Here is a 17,497-nt window from a genome sequence, read left to right on the forward strand (position 1 = left end):
TTCCCGAAACGTGAGGGATACCTCACATTTGGAGAATTTTAGAATTGTGTTAAAACTTTGTCAATGTTAAATCATTGAAAACTGGAAAAATATACCAAAAGTAAGGTTCGAAGTTCCGCCAAAACCTGCTTTTTTTCCGAGATTTTTGAAGTTCTGTGGATGATCTTCGTGACCGAATCGACCGATTCGACTATCATCAGTGCAATATAAAAGGCACGTTTCTGATTCACTTTTGGGAACATTGTCAAAATTACTTTATCCGCTAAGGATTTCGCAAAACGTTCGTTACTTTCGATATCTAAATGTAACAATGCCTCGTTCGTATACAAGATTGAATTGATCAATCGATATCCTTTCACTTCACTCAATGTCTGTTCATAGGCGATTAATGTAAAATCTACAAATTCAGGTGTGAATTTTTTTGTCTTTTTTAAAGCTTTAGATACCTTTTCAAAAAAAAGGTCATGCATAATTAGATAACAAGCTTCCGCATGCGAATAGATAATGGATTCTTTATTAGGAAAAAATTGATAAATCGAACCTACGGAAATTCCACTTTTTTCCGCGATTAAATCAGTCGTTAAATCGTCATAACCAACTTCACCTAACAACATAATTGCTGTATCAACAATTTTTTGATATCGTTCTTTCGAACGTTTTTGTTGTGGTACTTTCCTAGGATTGAGTGTGTGATTCATTCTGATCGTAAAGCCACGATAGGACTCAATTTGGCAGCATATTCCGAAGGCCACCATCCGAATAGAATTCCTATCGATATGGAAAATAAAAATGCAAATCCAATGGAAGGAAAGGATAAAACAATTGTCCAACCGAAGTATTCTTGTAAAAAAAGAACCGTCAGGATTCCAAAAACCAACCCTACAATTCCACCCGTTAGACTCGTAAGTGTTGATTCCATTAAAAATTGGATACGAATATCAGATTCTCTCGCACCCAATGCTTTACGTAATCCGATTTCCTTAGTTCTTTCTTTCACGGAAACTAACATAATGTTCATAATACCAATCCCACCAACAAGGAGAGAAACTGCAGCTAATGCAACAAGTAAAGTTGACATGGTTTGATTTGTTTCTGAAACAGCAGACTGGATATCAGCCATACTCATCACTTGGTAAATATTTCCCATGGATTCGTTCGTGCCATGTCTTTCGTGTAAAAATTGTTTCATGGCCTTCGTAAAACTTTCTGATGATTCGTTTGGATCTAATTCCATTTCTAAATTATCAACCGCATCTTTATTGAGCAATCTTCGCATAGCTGTATTCAATGGAACGAGTACAACATCATCTTGATCACGATAACCAGTTGATCCCTTTTCAGGCAATTGGCCGATCACTCGGAATGAGACTCGATTGATTTTTAAATAAGTACCAACTGGATTTTTACCTTCATACAGTTCACGCACGACAGTATTACCCACCAAACATACGAGTGCCCTTTTGTTCTCTTCCTCTTCCGTGAAAAATCTACCTTCGATTGGATCTAAATTTCGAAGAGACTCGTAATTTGGACTGGCACCTGTCACAAAACTGTTCCAGTTACGATTTCCAAATACGAGTTGTGCCCGACCATTGACAACAGCTGAAATTTGTTTTACCTCTGGGAATTTTTTTGAAACTGCGGATACATCATCAATATCTAATCGATTGACTGTGCCTGCTTCGAGTGAGACACCCCCACTTCGCATACCTCCTGTTCTCACGATGACTAAATTGGCACCTAACGAAGAAAATTGTTCTTCAACGGATTTTTTTGCACCTTCTCCCAGTGCCATCACTGAAATCACACAAACGACACCAAACAAAATTCCAAGTGCTGATAAAAATGTTCGTAATTGATTTGATGCCAAAGAAAATAACGACTGCTTAAAGATACCTTTGACAAGGTTCCAGCCTGATTTTCTTCTAAAAAAATTCTGAAAAGGATATGGATTGTCCATTGTTTTTTTCTTCCGTTCTTCACTTGTGATTTTTCCATCAATCACATGGATGATGCGATCACAATATTCTGCCATCTCTGGTTCATGAGTGACCATCACGATTGTTTTTCCTTCAATATGAAGTCTTTGTAATTCCAACATAATTTCAATTTTACTTTTGGAATCTAAATTACCGGTTGGTTCGTCAGCAAAAATGATAGGTGGATCATTTAACAGTGCTCTTGCGATTGCAACTCTTTGCTGTTGTCCACCAGAAAGTTCATTTGGTGTATGTAAGATTCTATCATGCAATCCAACTTTTGTTAGTTGGTTTTCCGCAACTTGATTTGGATTGGTTATATCAGTATATAAAGCAGGTAAACAAACATTTTGTAATGCATTTGATTTGGCCAAAAGATGAAACTGTTGGAAAACAAAACCGATCATACTCCCACGGATATCGGATAAAACATTGGGTGGTTCATTTTCCAAATTTCTTCCGAACAAACGATACGTTCCGCTATCAGAATGATCCAAAAGACCTAAAACTTGTAATAACGTTGATTTTCCAGATCCAGATGGACCCATAATAGCTACGAATTCGCCTTGTTTAATTTCTAAATTTATTTCATTCAAAACAGAAAATTTTGAATTCCCGATTTGATAAAATTTGTTTAGCTTTTTTATTTCAATGGCTAACAAGAACTATCTCTTTGGAAGTTTTGGAGAAGAGAATGGTCCACCACTTGTATTTTTTTTATTCTCTTGGATTTTTTTCTTTCGGTATACAAAATCACCTTCAACGAGTCCGGAGATTACAGCAGTGTTTTGGTCATCAGAGTCACCGATTTCCACATTTGTCTCCTCTAACGTTTCTTTGTTTTTGATGAGGACAATGCCCTTCCCATTTTTTCTTTTGATAAAGTCATTAGATACTAACAAAACATCCTTTTCTTCGGAAATGATAAAGTCCACTGTGATTGACATTCCACTTCGCAGATAACTAGGTATCAAATTTAATTCTAAATCAACATTGTACATCGTGACATTATTTTCAATCACGGCTTCGTAACCAATATGTTTCACTTTTGCACGTATGGACTCATTTGAAAATGAATCCACTAAAATATTTGCATTCTGGCCAATTTTAATTTTTGAAAGATCTGTTTCGTCTACCTTCGCTTGCACCATTAATGTATCAGACAAAACAAATAAAATATCTTGTTGTGTTACCGTTTGACCTGGACTGATGTTGGAAACTATCACCAAACCACGCAGAGGTGAAATGACTGGAGTTGGTTTATAAAAATCTTCCCATTTTTTTAATTCTTCGGTACCTTTCGCCCTAGCGGCATCAAGAAGTGCTGCTCGTTCCGTGGAACTGATCCAAGCCAAGATCTTACCCTTCCCCACTAAATTTCCTTCTGCAACTAAAATGAATTCCACTCTACCAGCAATTGGTGGTTTGATTTCCAATCGATTTTTTGGTATCGCCGTTCCTGTTGCACGGACAGTCAAAAGCAAATCACCACGAGTCACTGTAGTTGATTCAATTTTATATTCTTCTTTTGATTTCTTGAAACCTATGAGGTAATACAAAACTGCTGAAAGAAAAAATACAAAAGTAAAAATATAAACTTTAGTCTTCATCAAAACACTTTCCTAAATTGCGAAGGTATGTTGCTTCCGCTAAACCAAGATCCCTTTTCCCAATTAGCAAATTTTTCTCCCGATTGATCAAATCGTTTTCGATAAGATCCCAATTTTCAAAACTAATCAGACCATTCGAATATTGTGACCGAGCAATTGTTGCTCTGATCTCAGATGCCTTATAAAATTCAGTTAATACCAAAAGTTGTTCGGAAACATTTTTAAAATTAAGATAGGATTGTTCCAAAGAAAAAGAGAGCATATTTTTTTTTGAATCTCGAGTATGGATCGATTTTTCATACTCTGTTTTTGCAATCTTTACATTGTAATAATCTCTGCCACCATTAAACAATGGATAACTCAAATTGATTCCAAAACTATAGTTTCTCGGTTTCGGCAACCAAACATCATCTTGCCTTGTGATCGTCGCACTCAGATTGAGATCTGGATAAAAACCAGCCTCCGCCACGCCAATATTTGCTTGTGCGGCTCTCACTTTGGACTGTTCAGCCATTATCGAAGGATGTAGATCTAATAAATTTGACTTTTCTTTTTCAGAGAATTTTTTTTCTAAAATTGGTTCATACAACAAAGTTGAATCCAAAGTGACCTCAATCGGTGAAGCGATCACTCTTTCAATTTCCTTCCAATTAGTTTGGAAGAGTCGTTCGGCAAACGATACTTCATATTCCGATTGTTTTACAAAAGATTCACTCAATAAAAAACTACCTTTATGTTCACGGCCGACTTCATAACGTAGTTTGACCAAATCACGATTTTTGATTCTTCTCTCTTTGATTTTTAAGGAAAGTTGATGGAGTTCTTTGGCATACAAGGCTTGCGTATACGCCGATTTTAATTCAAAGCAGATTTTTAGACGAGAATCATTTAATGTTTGTTTGGCTGCTTGGAGAAGGGCTTCTGTTTTTTCGATTCCACTTTTGTCTCGAAATCCAGAAAATAAATTTTGATTCGTACTGAGACCAACCGAATATCGATTCACTGCAGTTGGAGAAGAATCACCCGCGTTTGTTTGTTGGTTTTGTGTTTGATTTCCATTTGATGCACCGCTAATCAATGGATCGTTTACAGTACCAGATCCACTAAAGTTGGCAGAGGACTGTCTTGCAGAAGCAAGGACATTGACAGTTGGTAAATACCCTGCATAACTTTTTTCATTTTCATAAAATGCCTTGTCGTAGTCTGCTTTAACGGATAAATATTCAGGATTCGACTGAACAGCTTTTTGCCATAAATCTTTTAGCTGGATCGGTTTTTTAGTTTCCGCAAAGAGTGTAAGACTCAGAACCAAACAACTGATACTAGAGATCAAAGTGTATTTCACTATATACTAAACCCGTTTGGATCCAAAAAAGTTCCCAAATTTTTTAAAAAATATCCGATGCAAACGATTTCCTGAATCCAAGTCCTTACCTACCAACTCCCTGAACTCCCACCGCCACCGAAACTACCTCCACCTCCGCGAAATCCACCAGAACTTCCGCCACTTGACCAACCACTACTCCGACTACTTCCGGAAGTACTCGCAAAACTACTGTTACGCATTCTTTTCCTACCATGAGGAGTTAAAAGATGATAAAGTTTGTAGATACCAATTCCAATCGCATAAATCAAAAAAACGGTCGCTCCAATATTGGCACCGTGGATGGCTGTAGGAAATAAACTCCAAAAAGGAAACAAAAAGAAATAAATAAACCAACCAACATAAGGAGCGTTTGCTGCAAAATATGTAAATATCCCCAAAACAAAAACAATAAAAAATGATAAAAAAATTCGTAATCCGATGGGAATTTCTTCGCTTCCATGAGAAAGTTCACCTAAAAATGAAAGTGGGCCGAGATGAGAATAATCCTTTGGTTCTGGTATCTGGTACTCACCTTCGATGGCATTCATGATTGTTTTGACGCCATTTTGGATCCCCACATCATACTCACCTTTTTTGAAAGAAGGTTTGATCTCATTCTCGATGATATGGCGACACAGAACATCTGTTAACACTCCCTCCAATCCATATCCAACTTCAATTCTAAGTTTTCTGTCTTCTATTGCGACAAGAAGTAGTACACCATTGTCTTTTCCTTTTTGGCCTAATTTCCAAGTTTCGGCGACCTTTATGGAGTATTCCTCCAAAGTCTCACCTTCCAATGAAGGGATGATATATACTGCAATTTGGTTCGATGTTTTTCTCTCATGATCTTTCAGTTGTTTTTCTAAAGCAGAAACAAAATCAGCATTAAGAGTCCACGTCTCATCCATCACTCTTGCTTTTAATTTGGGAACATCTTTAGAAATGAGAAAAATAGGAAACAAGAGAATAAAAAAAACCAATATCCTTTGCATAGAAGAACATTGGTTTTTGAAAAGATTGTTACAAGAATTTTTTATTACTTTTGGATGCGTGTGGCTCCATAATAAGCAGAGATTGGTTTTAGGTCTTCAAATCCAATCAAATTCACCTGCCCACCTCGTTCTTCGTAATCACGTTTAAAACTTTGTAAAAATTCAATTGCTGAAAAACCAATCATTTTGACATTTTCATCAAATTTCAAATCAATCCTTTCCCCAAGAGAAATCTTTCGAAACAATAATTTTAATGAAATCATATTTGAGAAAAGGAGTGCATGTTTCACATATAAAGTATGGACTTTGTTGTTTGATTCTATTGTGATATCAGCAACGAATATATAACGAAACTTCACACCAAAATACATTTGGATTAATATTGCAGTGATGATACCACAAAACACTCCAACCAACAAATCTTCTACGATTGTGATAATCACTGTGACCAAAAAGATCACAATTTGATCCCAACCTTTTCGATACGTTTCCTGAAACACATGAGGTGAAGCCAATCGAAGGCCCACCATGATTAAAATTCCCGCAAGAGATGCCAATGGAATTCTATGGATAAGACCAGGTAACAATAAAATAAATAATAACAGAAACATACCGTGAAAAAAATTGGACCATCTCGTTTTGGCACCATTTTCCATATTCGCGGATGATCTCACTACTTCTGCTATGATTGGCAATCCACCGATCCAACCCAAAAAAAAGTTTCCGACCCCTTTTGCTACGAGTTCTCTATCCATGTTGGATTTTCTTCGGTAGGGATCTGTATTGTCAACTGCCGTAGCTGTTAGTAATGATTCGATACTTGCAATGAGTGCGATCGTAATCACCATTACCCAAAAAATTCCATCCTTCCATCGAGAGAAGTTTGGAAAACTAAGTCCTTCATAAATATGATTCGGTAAATTGACCAATTTCTCTGGTCCAATTTTATAAGTATGGTTTAATAAAGTGTAAGAATGTTCATCTGCTAAATCAAATACAAATCCCAATACAATTCCAACTAACACAGCAACAAGTGGCGCAGGTAGTTTTTTTAAGACTGGATTTTGAATTTTTGTCAGGATCGCAAGGATCACGATCGCAGAAATACCAATGATTGCCACCTCAGGATTTACATTCACAATACTGGTAGGAATTTCTATTAACAAACCCAATATGGATTTAGCGGTGGGCGTGATCCCAAGTGCTACGTAAAATTGTTTGGAAATAATGATTATACCGATAGCGGCCATCATTCCGTGAACCACTGAAATGGGGAAGTATACTGTCAGATTACCTGCTCTTACTAAACCGAGTACGATTTGAATCGCTCCAGCAATGACAATGGCGGCAAGTGTGATTTCGAAACCCAATTTCGCATCCCCACCACCTAACACAAAAATTGAATTTAATACAACAGCAATGAGTCCAGCGGCAGGCCCATTGATCGTGAGATGGGATCCACTGAAAAGAGATACAACAAGACCACCGACAATCCCTGAAAAAATCCCTGCCATCGGTGGCGCACCAGATGCCAAAGAAATTCCCAAACATAGGGGTAAGGCAATGAGAAAGACAACAAACCCGGACAAAATGTCCGACTTCCAGTTCTCTTTTAAGCCGGGCAACCAATCTTTTGGTTTTTCGTTGTTCATAGAAAATTTCCTCTCTATTTGATTTCTTATTTATTTATCTTTTTTGGAATGAGACGTTGCTTTTCTGAATTGGTTGGGATTCACACCAGATTGTTTTTTGAATTCCAAATAAAACGCAGACCGAGAACCAAATCCTGCCATTTTCCCAACTTCCGCTACGTTGAGTTCTGGTTTTTCCAAAAGGATTTTTTTTGCTTCTTTGATTCGATATAAGTTCAAAAGGGTCGGAAAATTCAAGTTGAATTCAACATTGATCAGTTCACTTAATTGATGGTAGGATACATTCAACAGATTGGCGATCCATTCTTCGTTACAATTTTCATTTAGGTATACTTTTTCAGATTCTAATAACGATTCTAATTTTAATTTCAGATCTTTTGTATCAATTCGATTCGTCACTGTACGAAATCGAGTTTTGTTTTTGTCTCTTTTTTCATAATTTCTTAAAAACAAAAAACTACCAGCGGTTAAAAATGGAAGGTAAAAGACAGATGCATAAATGAAAAAAGCTTGGTAGGGATAAAAATCAAAATGGAACAAGGTCTTCAAAAAAACCAAAAACAAAAACATTGCCCATCCAAAAATATAACTTCTTTCTTCTTTGTTTTTGTTTTCCACTAACGAAATATGTGTCTGCCTCAAAAAATATGCGGCCGAACCAAATATAGTGAGCACAAAAAAGATCCGATAATCGTATAACTTTGTGAATACGGGAATCAATAAGTATAAAAATCCAGCAAAAGCACACATCCAAAATAATTTTGGATGTTCCAATGTTTCATTTGTGAATTTTACAAAGTAATAAAGATACAAAAAAAAGACGAAATGATTGATGGATAAAAACAAATAATACGAGTGGCGAATGATATTATTTCCATTTCCGAATAGAGTGACCAACTCTTTCCCATGTACCGAATACACTAATAAAAAAAATAAGAGAAAGTGAAGGAGAATCGATATGTATACTTTTTCTTTTGATTTAATAAACTCGGAAACGGCCCAACCGATGGAAACAATGCCCATCATCAAAAAAAACAAAAATGTCAAAAATCGAAATAATACAATGAAACGATAACTGGAATTTGAGATCGTCCGAATGGGAAAATTGAGATTTTCATTGGATAGCAGATAGATGTAAAAATCCCGAGACTCTTCGGATTCCAGGGTAACCTGAAAATGAGGGAAAGGAGACATAACCCCTAGCCAATTTTCCCACACATAACCGCTGTAAGTATCTTCGATTTCTCCTTTTTGGTTTTCGGAACACATCTCAGCCGAAGGGATATTGATCCACTGGATGAGGACATTAAAATTCATCGCAGTTGGTAATTGATTTGAAATTTGAAAGTGGAGCCACTGCCCTTTTGGATTCCGTTGGCTTCGTAACGAATCCTCACTTTGGTTTTGAACCCAGTGCATTTGTTTCAGTTTTTGGATGGAATTGTGGTCACAAGTGGTAGGGACAATCCCTTTCACGGGAGCCAAAAATTCCACGTCTCTACTGATATTCCTGCCGTAAAACACCTCAGGTTTCCAGAGACAACCTTCCAAAAGCAAAAGGAATGCCAAGGAGAAGAGAACCCGGTTGAGAGTGTGCATGGATAACACCAATTTGGAAAGGAAGCCATGGCAAGGAAGCGAATTCGGGGTCCCCGAAAAACGTCTGGGAAGTATTTTTTTGTCCAAATTTATGATTTTGGACAAAATGCATGTCTAAAATCATGGCAACTTAGAGGGACAAAAATGGATTTCCATAACGCACTGAACAACATACTCAACCCACCAGTCTTATTTTTTTTCTTAGGAATGGGTGTTGTATTCTTCAAATCAGATTTACGAATCACCGAGGGAGTCTCAAAATTCCTTTCTTTGTATTTATTGTTTTCCATCGGATTCAAAGGTGGGCATGAACTTTTCAAATCACCATTTGCAGAAGAACACTTACTCACTTTGATTGCCTGTATGTTTATGGCATGTTTTGTTCCCGTGTATTCCTATTTTATCTTTCGATTGAAACTAGACCATGCCAACTCAGCAGCACTTGCGGGGAGTTTTGGATCCATCAGTGCCGTAACATTTGTGACTGCCGGTGCGTTCTTACATAGTTATGGATTTGAGTACCAAGGTTTTATTGTCGCAGGAATGGCACTCATGGAATCGCCAGCCATTGTCATTGCTGTCATCATCGACCGATTGGGAAAAAAGAAACAAAGTGGAAATTCAAAAGAAAAAATCCAATGGAAACAACTGTTACATGAGGCATTCTTTAGTTCCTCCGTCTATATTCTGATTGGTGCTCTCATCGTAGGATTTTTATCTGGCGAATCTGGTTGGAATACGACAAAACCTTTCACCGAAGATATTTTCAAAGGACTACTTACCTTTTTCTTATTGGACAAAGGGATTGATGCTGCCAAACAAATGCGAGAGTTAAAAAAAGTGGGATTGTTTTTGGTGGGATCTACACTCATCATCATGATCATCAATGTGATCATTGCGATCTTTTTGACAAAAATCATCCAGATGCCGATCGGTGATGCCTTAATGTTTATCGTATTATGTGCATCAGCTTCTTATATTGCAGTTCCAGCTGCGATGAAAGATTCGATCCCTGAAGCGAGTCCCAGTATCTACCTCACCGTAGCCTTATCCATTGTTTTCCCAATTAACATTATTGTTGGGATTCCCGTTTATTTTTATTTATTGAAGAGCTTTGTCGGAAACAACTAGAGTTTCGTTCAAACATACGATATAGGAGAATCACGTAATGTTCACAAAAGAAAGGATATGGCTTCTAATTTCTTTGGTTTATTTCTTCCCCATCACTCTTTTATTATCGGATGAAATTGAAAATGCAAATCCGGTGAAAACCACAGAACCAAAACCTTACGTCTCTCCGATGAAAGAAAAGGGTTTGGATCCTGAATTCAATCGCCATATGTTTGTGGAACCAGCTCTTTACAAACATTCTGCAACATCATCACAATTTTGGTTAAACGATGTATTACGTTTTGGATTGTATCTCAGGCCAAGACAAGAAAGTCGTTACAATTTAGATTTTAATGCATCTGATAAGGGTTATGTGGATAGGACATTACAAACCTCTTCACTTTACTTTTTATTTGATCCAAGCCCCTTTGTCCAAGCAAAAGTAACCTTACAAGATGCAAGGGTATGGGGAGGAGAGTCTCCTGTCACATCTGGAGACCTTCGAGCCAATTTTTTTAGTAATACCGCAGACATTTACGCAAGAAACCAAACCAATTCTGTTTCACTCAACCAAACGAGCGTTAGAGAGGCATTTGTATTACTGAACAAACTCCCTTTATCCTCCAAACTACAAGTAGGTCGACAAATTTGGAGTTATGGGGACCAAAGGATGATTGGTGGAGGGAACTGGACAGTCAATGGACTTTCCTTTGATGGAGCTAGGCTTATGTTCAACTTTGAAACAGTCAAAATCCATTTTTTAATGGCTAGGCCGTATTGGACTCAAAGTGGTCCAAATGGTGTGGTTTCAGCAAATGATCCCAAACTCAATTCTTCTGCCAATGGTACGGACACAACACTTCTTGGAACTTACAATAGTTTTACGATCCCAGATTGGGTCACTCTCGATCTCTACAGTTTAGGTATTGTGAGGAAATGGAAAAAAAATACAACAAATCCAATCACTGGTCTTCCCGAAATTTCTCAAGATGACCCACTGGCATCAAACCGTAGCAGACAAAACCAAAACATCATCACAACAGGGTTTCGGCTTACGAATCGTACAAAAGGAAATTTTTTACCAGAAGGTAAGGCTTGGGATTTTACTTGGGAATCCGCATTCCAATCAGGTACTTCAGGTCGTAGGATCCAAGATCCTTATCTCAAAGAATACCTTCCCAACGAATGGGACAATCTAAAAACAGAAAGAGAAAAATATACAGGACAAATGCATGTATTCCAATCTGGTTATACTTTCTTCAAGAAACTGAGATTAGGTGGCCAAATATTATATGCCTCGGGTGACAAAAATAGATCCGATGCTTCTCTTTCTACCTTCCAAACACTCGCAAACCCCAGATTTGGTGTGATCCCTTATTTCAATAGTGTTGCTGGAATTGCAGAAAATATCAATGCACAAAATTTGTTATCTAAATCTGTGAGTTTGACTTACTCATCAGAATCTTATGGAGAATTCCAAGTCACCTATTTTCAAAATGACAAAGCCGAAAAACAAGATGCATGGTATGCCATCAGTGGTGCTGCGAACTCGACTGCTTCGATCGGGGAAAAAAATCCTTATCCAATCTCGTCAGACAAAGGGAGCACGGAAAATTATTCTAATAACTCGTTTTCATCACCTTATGCATTAGGAAAACGAATTTATACAGAAGTAGATGTCACATGGCACGGCCAAATCAATGACTTTGTTTCTCTATGGTTTGGTGTGGGGTATTTGCAAGCGGGGGATGCTGTGAAAAATTATCGAAATAACAAAATCCAATACAACAACACAACAAAGTCTTTCGAGTGGAATCAAAACTATTTACAAGGGCGAAACCAATTGGCGAAAGAAGCCTACATGGCATACGCACAAATCAACGCTGCATTTTAGGAAAAACGATCGATTTTTCGCTGGATTTACATAGGATGGAAGGGAAAGCTGAGATTCATCCATGTTGGACGCGCACCATAAACAACGAAGGATTCGGAATAGCCTCTCTCGCGAGGAAATCCGAGATGTCTCACTTCTGATTTTAAAAGAGGAAGGTCTCGACGGACTTTCTATGCGCAAAATCGCCAACCGACTTGGTTGCAGTGTGGCAAGCCCCTATTCTTATTATGAAAGCCAAATTGATCTTGTCAAAGATTTGATACGCACAGGGGAAGACGAACTGCTTTCGATGTTAAAAAAAGCAAGTTCCGAAGTGGAGACTGGATCTGCCTTTGACCAATTGGCTGCTATTGCACGAGCTTATTTTCAATTTGCGAGTAACAATCGTGAATTACACAAAGTGATGTTTGTGACCGATTACGGTGGAGTCCACCGAAAGGCATTCCCTCAACTTCCGAAAAGTTATCGGTTTTTTTTAGAAACGGTGCGAATCGGTTTTGATTCAGGCGAAATTCCGTATCCCAAAAATGAGTACCCTGCCATCGCACGTATGATGTGGAGTTGGATGTATGGTGTGATTGTTTTAGATATGACCGGTATGTTACGCAAAAGAAAGGGTGCAGGAAATCCAATCGAAGAAGGGATTTCCTATTTCAAAAAACTACTGAACAAACAGCCAACCTAACTTATACTAGGCGAGACTTCTAGTCCATCGTTCTCATCTTCCAAAGAAACTTCATTTTCAACATGGGAATCGTTTAAGACCACAACTTTGTTTTTCGACAATTGATTGAGTCTGATAAATTCTGTTTTGATCACACCCATTACTTCTGTTGTATCATTTACTTGCCAAACAGGATTTCCTAATGTAAGGCGGATTGGTTTGTTTAAATTATAGGCGTCAAGATACATGGGAACAATTGGTAAGTTGTAACGTTTGCTAAGCACAACCATCCCAGGATAGAATTTACGCGATTTTCGAAAGCCTCTGTACCAAGAACCTTCTGGAAAAATCCCAATTCCCAAATTTCCTTTTTTGATTCGTCTTTGGAAATCTTTAATTGTGACAGGATCGGATTCATTGCGGTTGAGAGGAATGAGATCAATTGATTTCACAATCCCTTTTACCATCTGTTCTTTCCTACGAAGCCACTTTGACTTTCGCCCTTTATTGCCCATACCCGAATCATAACTAGTAAGTGCCGTTGTATAAATCCCATATCGTTTGAGAACTCCACGGATGACAAAAGCATCATATGGCATGGTAATGATTTTTAAAAATTTATTTCGTGGTTTGATATGATTCGAAATGAGAATCATTGATTTACCATTTAACTGGCGTAAAATGAAGTCGTTTTGAATTTCTACTTTTTTGTTTCCGTATTTTAATCTCATGGGTTTTACCACAATCCACATCAATACAAATCCAATAGACCTTCCGACATAATAAAACATATCTTTTCCTCTTAAACGGTATGTGTCCTTAAATCCATTTTGGTTGCAAAAGTTTCCCATAGAAATCCGCTACAATTCCAATACATTCTTGTTTCAATTTGTACTAAGAGGTTCAGGAGAAATCCTGAATTTTAAAATTTGACAATCCTCGTGTTCGCAAAAGTCTGGAAAATACCTTCAGGGAGGAAACAGGTGCAAATCCTGTGCTGACCCGCAACTGTAATCCAAACATTCGTTTGGTGAGCCAGATCTTCCCCGTAAAGTATTCCTCGCGGTTATGGAACTTTACACACTGAAATCCGAATGTCCACCATTCGGAGGAAAGGGGCCCCGAAGGCATCGGGGCACCCGAAACCAGTTTTACAATGTTGATTTAGGAATTTGGATTCAAATTCGATCAATCCATTCGTTGTCATCCTTTGGCTCGGAGTTCCCTAATCATTTAAATTTAGGAAACGTTTATGAAACCAATCACTTTCAAGTCACTTGTCCTTCTCGGACTCTGCTTTCAATTCACCGCTTGCCAAATGGAAAAACAAGTTCCAGAATCGGATTCGGAAAAAAATTTACTCGTGGGTTTACTTGCAGGAAGTGCACTTTCCACTTCGTTTTTATTGGAATACAATGGTCAATGGAACGCAGGTTTTACTTATAATGCAAGCGGCCAACTAACAGGAACACCTTCGGGAAGACTCATCATCGCAACTAACCCAGATGGTTCAGGGAGTATCATTTCAGGATTTGAAAAGAATAGTGATTACTTTGGTGGTGGAGATACAACGTATCGGATTTTATCATTCGAAAAATCCACAAGACGATTGTATTACCAAAATACCCCAGGTGGAAATAACTTTTCCAATTCTACATTTGGTCGAATTGATTACACGGCAGTGACCACTTCTGGTTGTGAACTTGGTGCATCCAAATGTTTTTATTTTTGTGAAGCTGTTTCTGGAAAGGCAACATATGCAGAAGTTTTGAATAGCGCAGTCACAAGTAACCCTACTAATTTTTCATCGAATGGATGTGGGGGATTTACATTTAGTCGGGCACTTTCCAGAACCGAAAACTCAACTTGGACTGGACTTTAAACAGAATTTTTGTAAATTGGAAAGGAAACCACAACTGTTATGAAAACAAACCCACTCTTTTTACTTTCATTCCTTATTTGTTTGTGGACCTTTTCATGCAAACCATCGGCATCATCTTCTGACGAAACTTTGGCGGCCCTCATCCCTCTTCTTGGTGCCAGTGCCAACGCCAACGTTTGTCCCAAATCGCCTCTGCCCTCCGATATTCTTTTGGCAAATACCATTGTCAGTGCGGAGGCAAATGTTTCTGGATTTTCTGATCCCAATAAAGCCATCAATGGAGTCTGTGGGGCAGGAGAACTCGTTGGTTCTTTGGATGTGTATGCCTTAGAAATCTCGGGTTCAGGAGCCTCCATGATCCTCAGTTGGGGAGGGCGGACTGTTAAAAATGTCCCAGACTCCATCGACTTCATTGTCTATGATAATAGCTTTCGGGTCTCAGGAGATACGAACACCTATGCCATGGACCCTTCCGTCATCCAGGTATCACTCGATGGATCCAAATATTGTGGTTTTAATCCGAGTTATACGGCAGGAAACATCAATTTGATGACCAACTGGCTTAAGTTTGGCGGATTAAGACCAGTTTATTACAATATGACCACCAATCCATTGTCAAACGAAGATTTATTCATAGTGACAGGAGGTACTTTCCTTCTCGGTGGTGGGGATGGTTTTGATTTGCAGAATCTAGATGAAAACGATCCTAACGATGTTAATTGTGATGCCACTGCCGTAAGTGATATCCAAACAACAGGATTTAAATTCATCAAAATCACTTCCGCAAGCAATGTAATCAATCATGCCGATGGCACAAACAAATTTCCATGGCCTCCTGGCAGTTATAATGGAAGTGATATCGACGGAGTCGTCGCTCGCGAATTACAATGAATCCGTAGTCATTATGTCTGATCCAATGGTGGATCGGAGCCAATTGGAAAAAACAATTCAAAAAGGTTCGTATTTCAGTTGACCTATTTTGAAAAAGAGTTCTTTATTTAGAACCACTCCTCTGGCGAATTCACTTTGAGCGAAAACCTTTACACACAGAAAATATCCATCCAGGATGAAATGCCCAGGTTATCCGCGCAGGCCAACCTCCTGAAACTCCTACTCGAGCCATACCTAGATTCGATTGGCTATGAGAAAGAAGTGGGGACGGCACTCGATGCGGGAGCAGGTCCTGGAGTTCTTACCAGTTTTCTCATGAAAAAAAATCCCAACCTCAAATGGATGGCCTGTGACATCTCCGAGGATATGGTGCAATATTGCAAATTGGTCTATCCAAAAGTAGACTGGAAGGTCTCCGATGTCCGTGCTTTGGATTATCCGGACAACCATTTTGATTTTATTTTTAATTCCATGGTCCTCATCCACATCAAAGAACCGGAAAAAGCGTTAAAAGAATTCTATCGTGTGTTAAAACCTGGCGGGAAAATCCTCATCCACTGCCCCAATGACAAATCGTTCACAGGCCCGCAGGTCCTCTTAGATATGGTAGCAAAACATGCCACCATCCATCCTGCCGATCGATTTGTGATGGAAAAAGTTCCAGGGATCATGGAGAGCTTAGGATTCCAGTTGAAACACCGAACCGATTTTATCGCTTCCAACGATGGAAATGATGACAAACCAATGGTAGACTATCCAAAAATTCATTTGGGAATGATGACTGGTTGGTCTATGATGTCGTTTATGGGACACCCAGAAGGGATGCAGGATTTGTATTCCAAGTTACAGTCCGAGTATATGTCCAATCGTGTGAAATTCACGATCAAATTAGAAACACATTTGTACCAAAAATAAACGGAGGCAAAATTGAACCAAAAGGCACCCATCATCATTGGTGAATACCACATCATTCCAGAGAATTTGCCTGCGGATGGCCAACTTCGATTGGTATTCCAACCGATCGATATGACCACATATTGGCGCAGGTGTGGTCTCACAGCCAACTTTGTTGCTGGATTTTATTCGTATTGTTACGAGGCAAGTGAAACCAAAGCCAACTCACTCTCCACCATCATCAATGAACTATTGGAAAATGCCTCTAAATTCTCCAAAGCGAGAGAAGGCAGAATCAATGTAGAATTAAAACAATACGGAAATCTTTTAAGAATTGATGTTTTAAATGTGGCGTCAAAAACCTTAAGAGATAGTTTTGAGCTTTTTGTGAACAAACTCATATCAGAAAACGTGGAGGAGATGTATTTTTCTACACTCGAAACCAAAGAAGATGGTGATACCAAATCAGGACTTGGACTTCTTATGATGTTAAAGGACTATCCTGTTCGTTTTGGTTATAGTTTCAATGAGATCGATGCCGATACTCATGAAATCACGGTAAGAGCAATTATCAACGTAGAAGAGATATAATAGGCGAAGCTTCATGGAAATCAAAGACTTAGATTACAATATTCAATACGACGAAGCCACTAAGACTGTCAAATTCACTGGATCCATCCGCTTGCAGAACTTACCCGCTTATGAACCGATCAAATTATTTTTAAGAGATGTTGCGAAACTTTGCCAAGGGGCACTCCTCACGATGGACTTTCGGGAACTACAATTTGTGAACAGTTCTGGGATCACCACCCTCTCTATGTTCATCATTGATTCTAGAAAAAGTGCTACCTACCAAATTAAAATCAAAGGTTCCCTCAACGTTTCTTGGCAGTCAAAATCCCTTTCCAATTTTAAAAAACTTTGGGACCAAGTGGTTTTGGAAATTTCCTAAACCACTTTC

The 17,497-nt window shown here is 38.4% G+C and carries 16 protein-coding genes; 8 read left to right on the forward strand and 8 right to left on the reverse strand.

Annotated elements, in window-relative coordinates; genetic code table 11:
* Window positions 1-71: 71 nt before the first annotated feature.
* The 7 genes from LEPBI_RS14820 to LEPBI_RS14850 form a co-directional block, all read right to left on the reverse strand.
* Window positions 72-698, reverse strand: a complete 627-nt coding sequence (locus LEPBI_RS14820; RefSeq protein ID WP_012389951.1) for a TetR/AcrR family transcriptional regulator — start codon at window positions 696-698, stop codon at window positions 72-74.
* Window positions 695-2,641, reverse strand: a complete 1,947-nt coding sequence (locus LEPBI_RS14825; protein WP_012389952.1) for a MacB family efflux pump subunit — start codon at window positions 2,639-2,641, stop codon at window positions 695-697. The genes LEPBI_RS14820 and LEPBI_RS14825 overlap by 4 nt, the downstream gene beginning before the upstream one ends.
* A gap of 3 nt (window positions 2,642-2,644) precedes the next feature.
* A complete protein-coding gene (locus LEPBI_RS14830) occupies window positions 2,645-3,589 on the reverse strand; it encodes an efflux RND transporter periplasmic adaptor subunit (RefSeq protein WP_012389953.1) in 945 nt (314 codons plus the stop codon).
* A complete protein-coding gene (locus LEPBI_RS14835; protein WP_226992803.1) occupies window positions 3,579-4,922 on the reverse strand; it encodes a TolC family protein in 1,344 nt (447 codons plus the stop codon). The genes LEPBI_RS14830 and LEPBI_RS14835 overlap by 11 nt, the downstream gene beginning before the upstream one ends.
* A gap of 101 nt (window positions 4,923-5,023) precedes the next feature.
* Window positions 5,024-5,920, reverse strand: coding sequence for a TPM domain-containing protein (locus LEPBI_RS14840; RefSeq protein ID WP_226992805.1), 897 nt, complete (start codon window positions 5,918-5,920; stop codon window positions 5,024-5,026).
* A gap of 74 nt (window positions 5,921-5,994) precedes the next feature.
* Window positions 5,995-7,602 carry a SulP family inorganic anion transporter gene (locus LEPBI_RS14845; protein ID WP_012389956.1) on the reverse strand — a complete coding sequence of 536 codons (1,608 nt, stop codon included), beginning with the start codon at window positions 7,600-7,602 and terminating at the stop codon, window positions 5,995-5,997.
* Between the two features lie 30 nt (window positions 7,603-7,632).
* Window positions 7,633-9,201: an AraC family transcriptional regulator gene (locus tag LEPBI_RS14850; RefSeq protein ID WP_012476417.1), complete on the reverse strand. Its 1,569-nt coding sequence runs from the start codon at window positions 9,199-9,201 to the stop codon at window positions 7,633-7,635.
* A gap of 144 nt (window positions 9,202-9,345) precedes the next feature.
* Here LEPBI_RS14850 and LEPBI_RS14855 point away from each other — a divergent pair, with 144 nt between their 5' ends.
* The 3 genes from LEPBI_RS14855 to LEPBI_RS14865 all read left to right on the forward strand — a co-directional run bounded on the left by LEPBI_RS14855 (window position 9,346) and on the right by LEPBI_RS14865 (window position 12,890).
* Window positions 9,346-10,332, forward strand: coding sequence for a sodium-dependent bicarbonate transport family permease (locus LEPBI_RS14855; protein WP_012389958.1), 987 nt, complete (start codon window positions 9,346-9,348; stop codon window positions 10,330-10,332).
* Window positions 10,333-10,369: 37 nt separating this feature from the next.
* Entirely contained in the window at window positions 10,370-12,205 is a 1,836-nt protein-coding gene (locus tag LEPBI_RS14860; RefSeq protein WP_012389959.1) for an alginate export family protein, read from the forward strand.
* Window positions 12,206-12,266: 61 nt separating this feature from the next.
* Complete coding sequence (locus LEPBI_RS14865) at window positions 12,267-12,890, forward strand: TetR/AcrR family transcriptional regulator (protein ID WP_012389960.1); 624 nt, start codon at window positions 12,267-12,269, stop codon at window positions 12,888-12,890.
* Here the strand turns inward: LEPBI_RS14865 and LEPBI_RS14870 are convergent.
* The gene (locus LEPBI_RS14870) at window positions 12,887-13,660 is read right to left on the reverse strand and encodes a lysophospholipid acyltransferase family protein (protein WP_012389961.1); all 774 of its coding nucleotides are present in this window, start codon (window positions 13,658-13,660) and stop codon (window positions 12,887-12,889) included. The two genes, LEPBI_RS14865 and LEPBI_RS14870, sit on opposite strands and share 4 nt — an antisense overlap.
* 461 nt (window positions 13,661-14,121) lie before the next feature.
* Here LEPBI_RS14870 and LEPBI_RS14875 point away from each other — a divergent pair, with 461 nt between their 5' ends.
* The 5 genes from LEPBI_RS14875 to LEPBI_RS14895 all read left to right on the forward strand — a co-directional run bounded on the left by LEPBI_RS14875 (window position 14,122) and on the right by LEPBI_RS14895 (window position 17,488).
* Complete coding sequence (locus tag LEPBI_RS14875; protein WP_012389962.1) at window positions 14,122-14,751, forward strand: hypothetical protein; 630 nt, start codon at window positions 14,122-14,124, stop codon at window positions 14,749-14,751.
* Window positions 14,752-14,790: 39 nt separating this feature from the next.
* The gene (locus tag LEPBI_RS14880) at window positions 14,791-15,642 is read left to right on the forward strand and encodes an LIC_13355 family lipoprotein (protein WP_012389963.1); all 852 of its coding nucleotides are present in this window, start codon (window positions 14,791-14,793) and stop codon (window positions 15,640-15,642) included.
* Window positions 15,643-15,777: 135 nt separating this feature from the next.
* Entirely contained in the window at window positions 15,778-16,557 is a 780-nt protein-coding gene (locus LEPBI_RS14885; RefSeq protein ID WP_226992807.1) for a class I SAM-dependent methyltransferase, read from the forward strand.
* Between the two features lie 12 nt (window positions 16,558-16,569).
* Complete coding sequence (locus LEPBI_RS14890; protein WP_012389965.1) at window positions 16,570-17,127, forward strand: slr1658 superfamily regulator; 558 nt, start codon at window positions 16,570-16,572, stop codon at window positions 17,125-17,127.
* 13 nt (window positions 17,128-17,140) lie between these two features.
* Window positions 17,141-17,488 carry a slr1659 superfamily regulator gene (locus tag LEPBI_RS14895; protein ID WP_012389966.1) on the forward strand — a complete coding sequence of 116 codons (348 nt, stop codon included), beginning with the start codon at window positions 17,141-17,143 and terminating at the stop codon, window positions 17,486-17,488.
* Window positions 17,489-17,497 lie beyond the last annotated feature (9 nt).

It is taken from the genome of Leptospira biflexa serovar Patoc strain 'Patoc 1 (Paris)' (assembly GCF_000017685.1).
In the GTDB taxonomy this organism is placed as follows: Bacteria; Spirochaetota; Leptospiria; order Leptospirales; family Leptospiraceae; genus Leptospira_A; species Leptospira_A biflexa.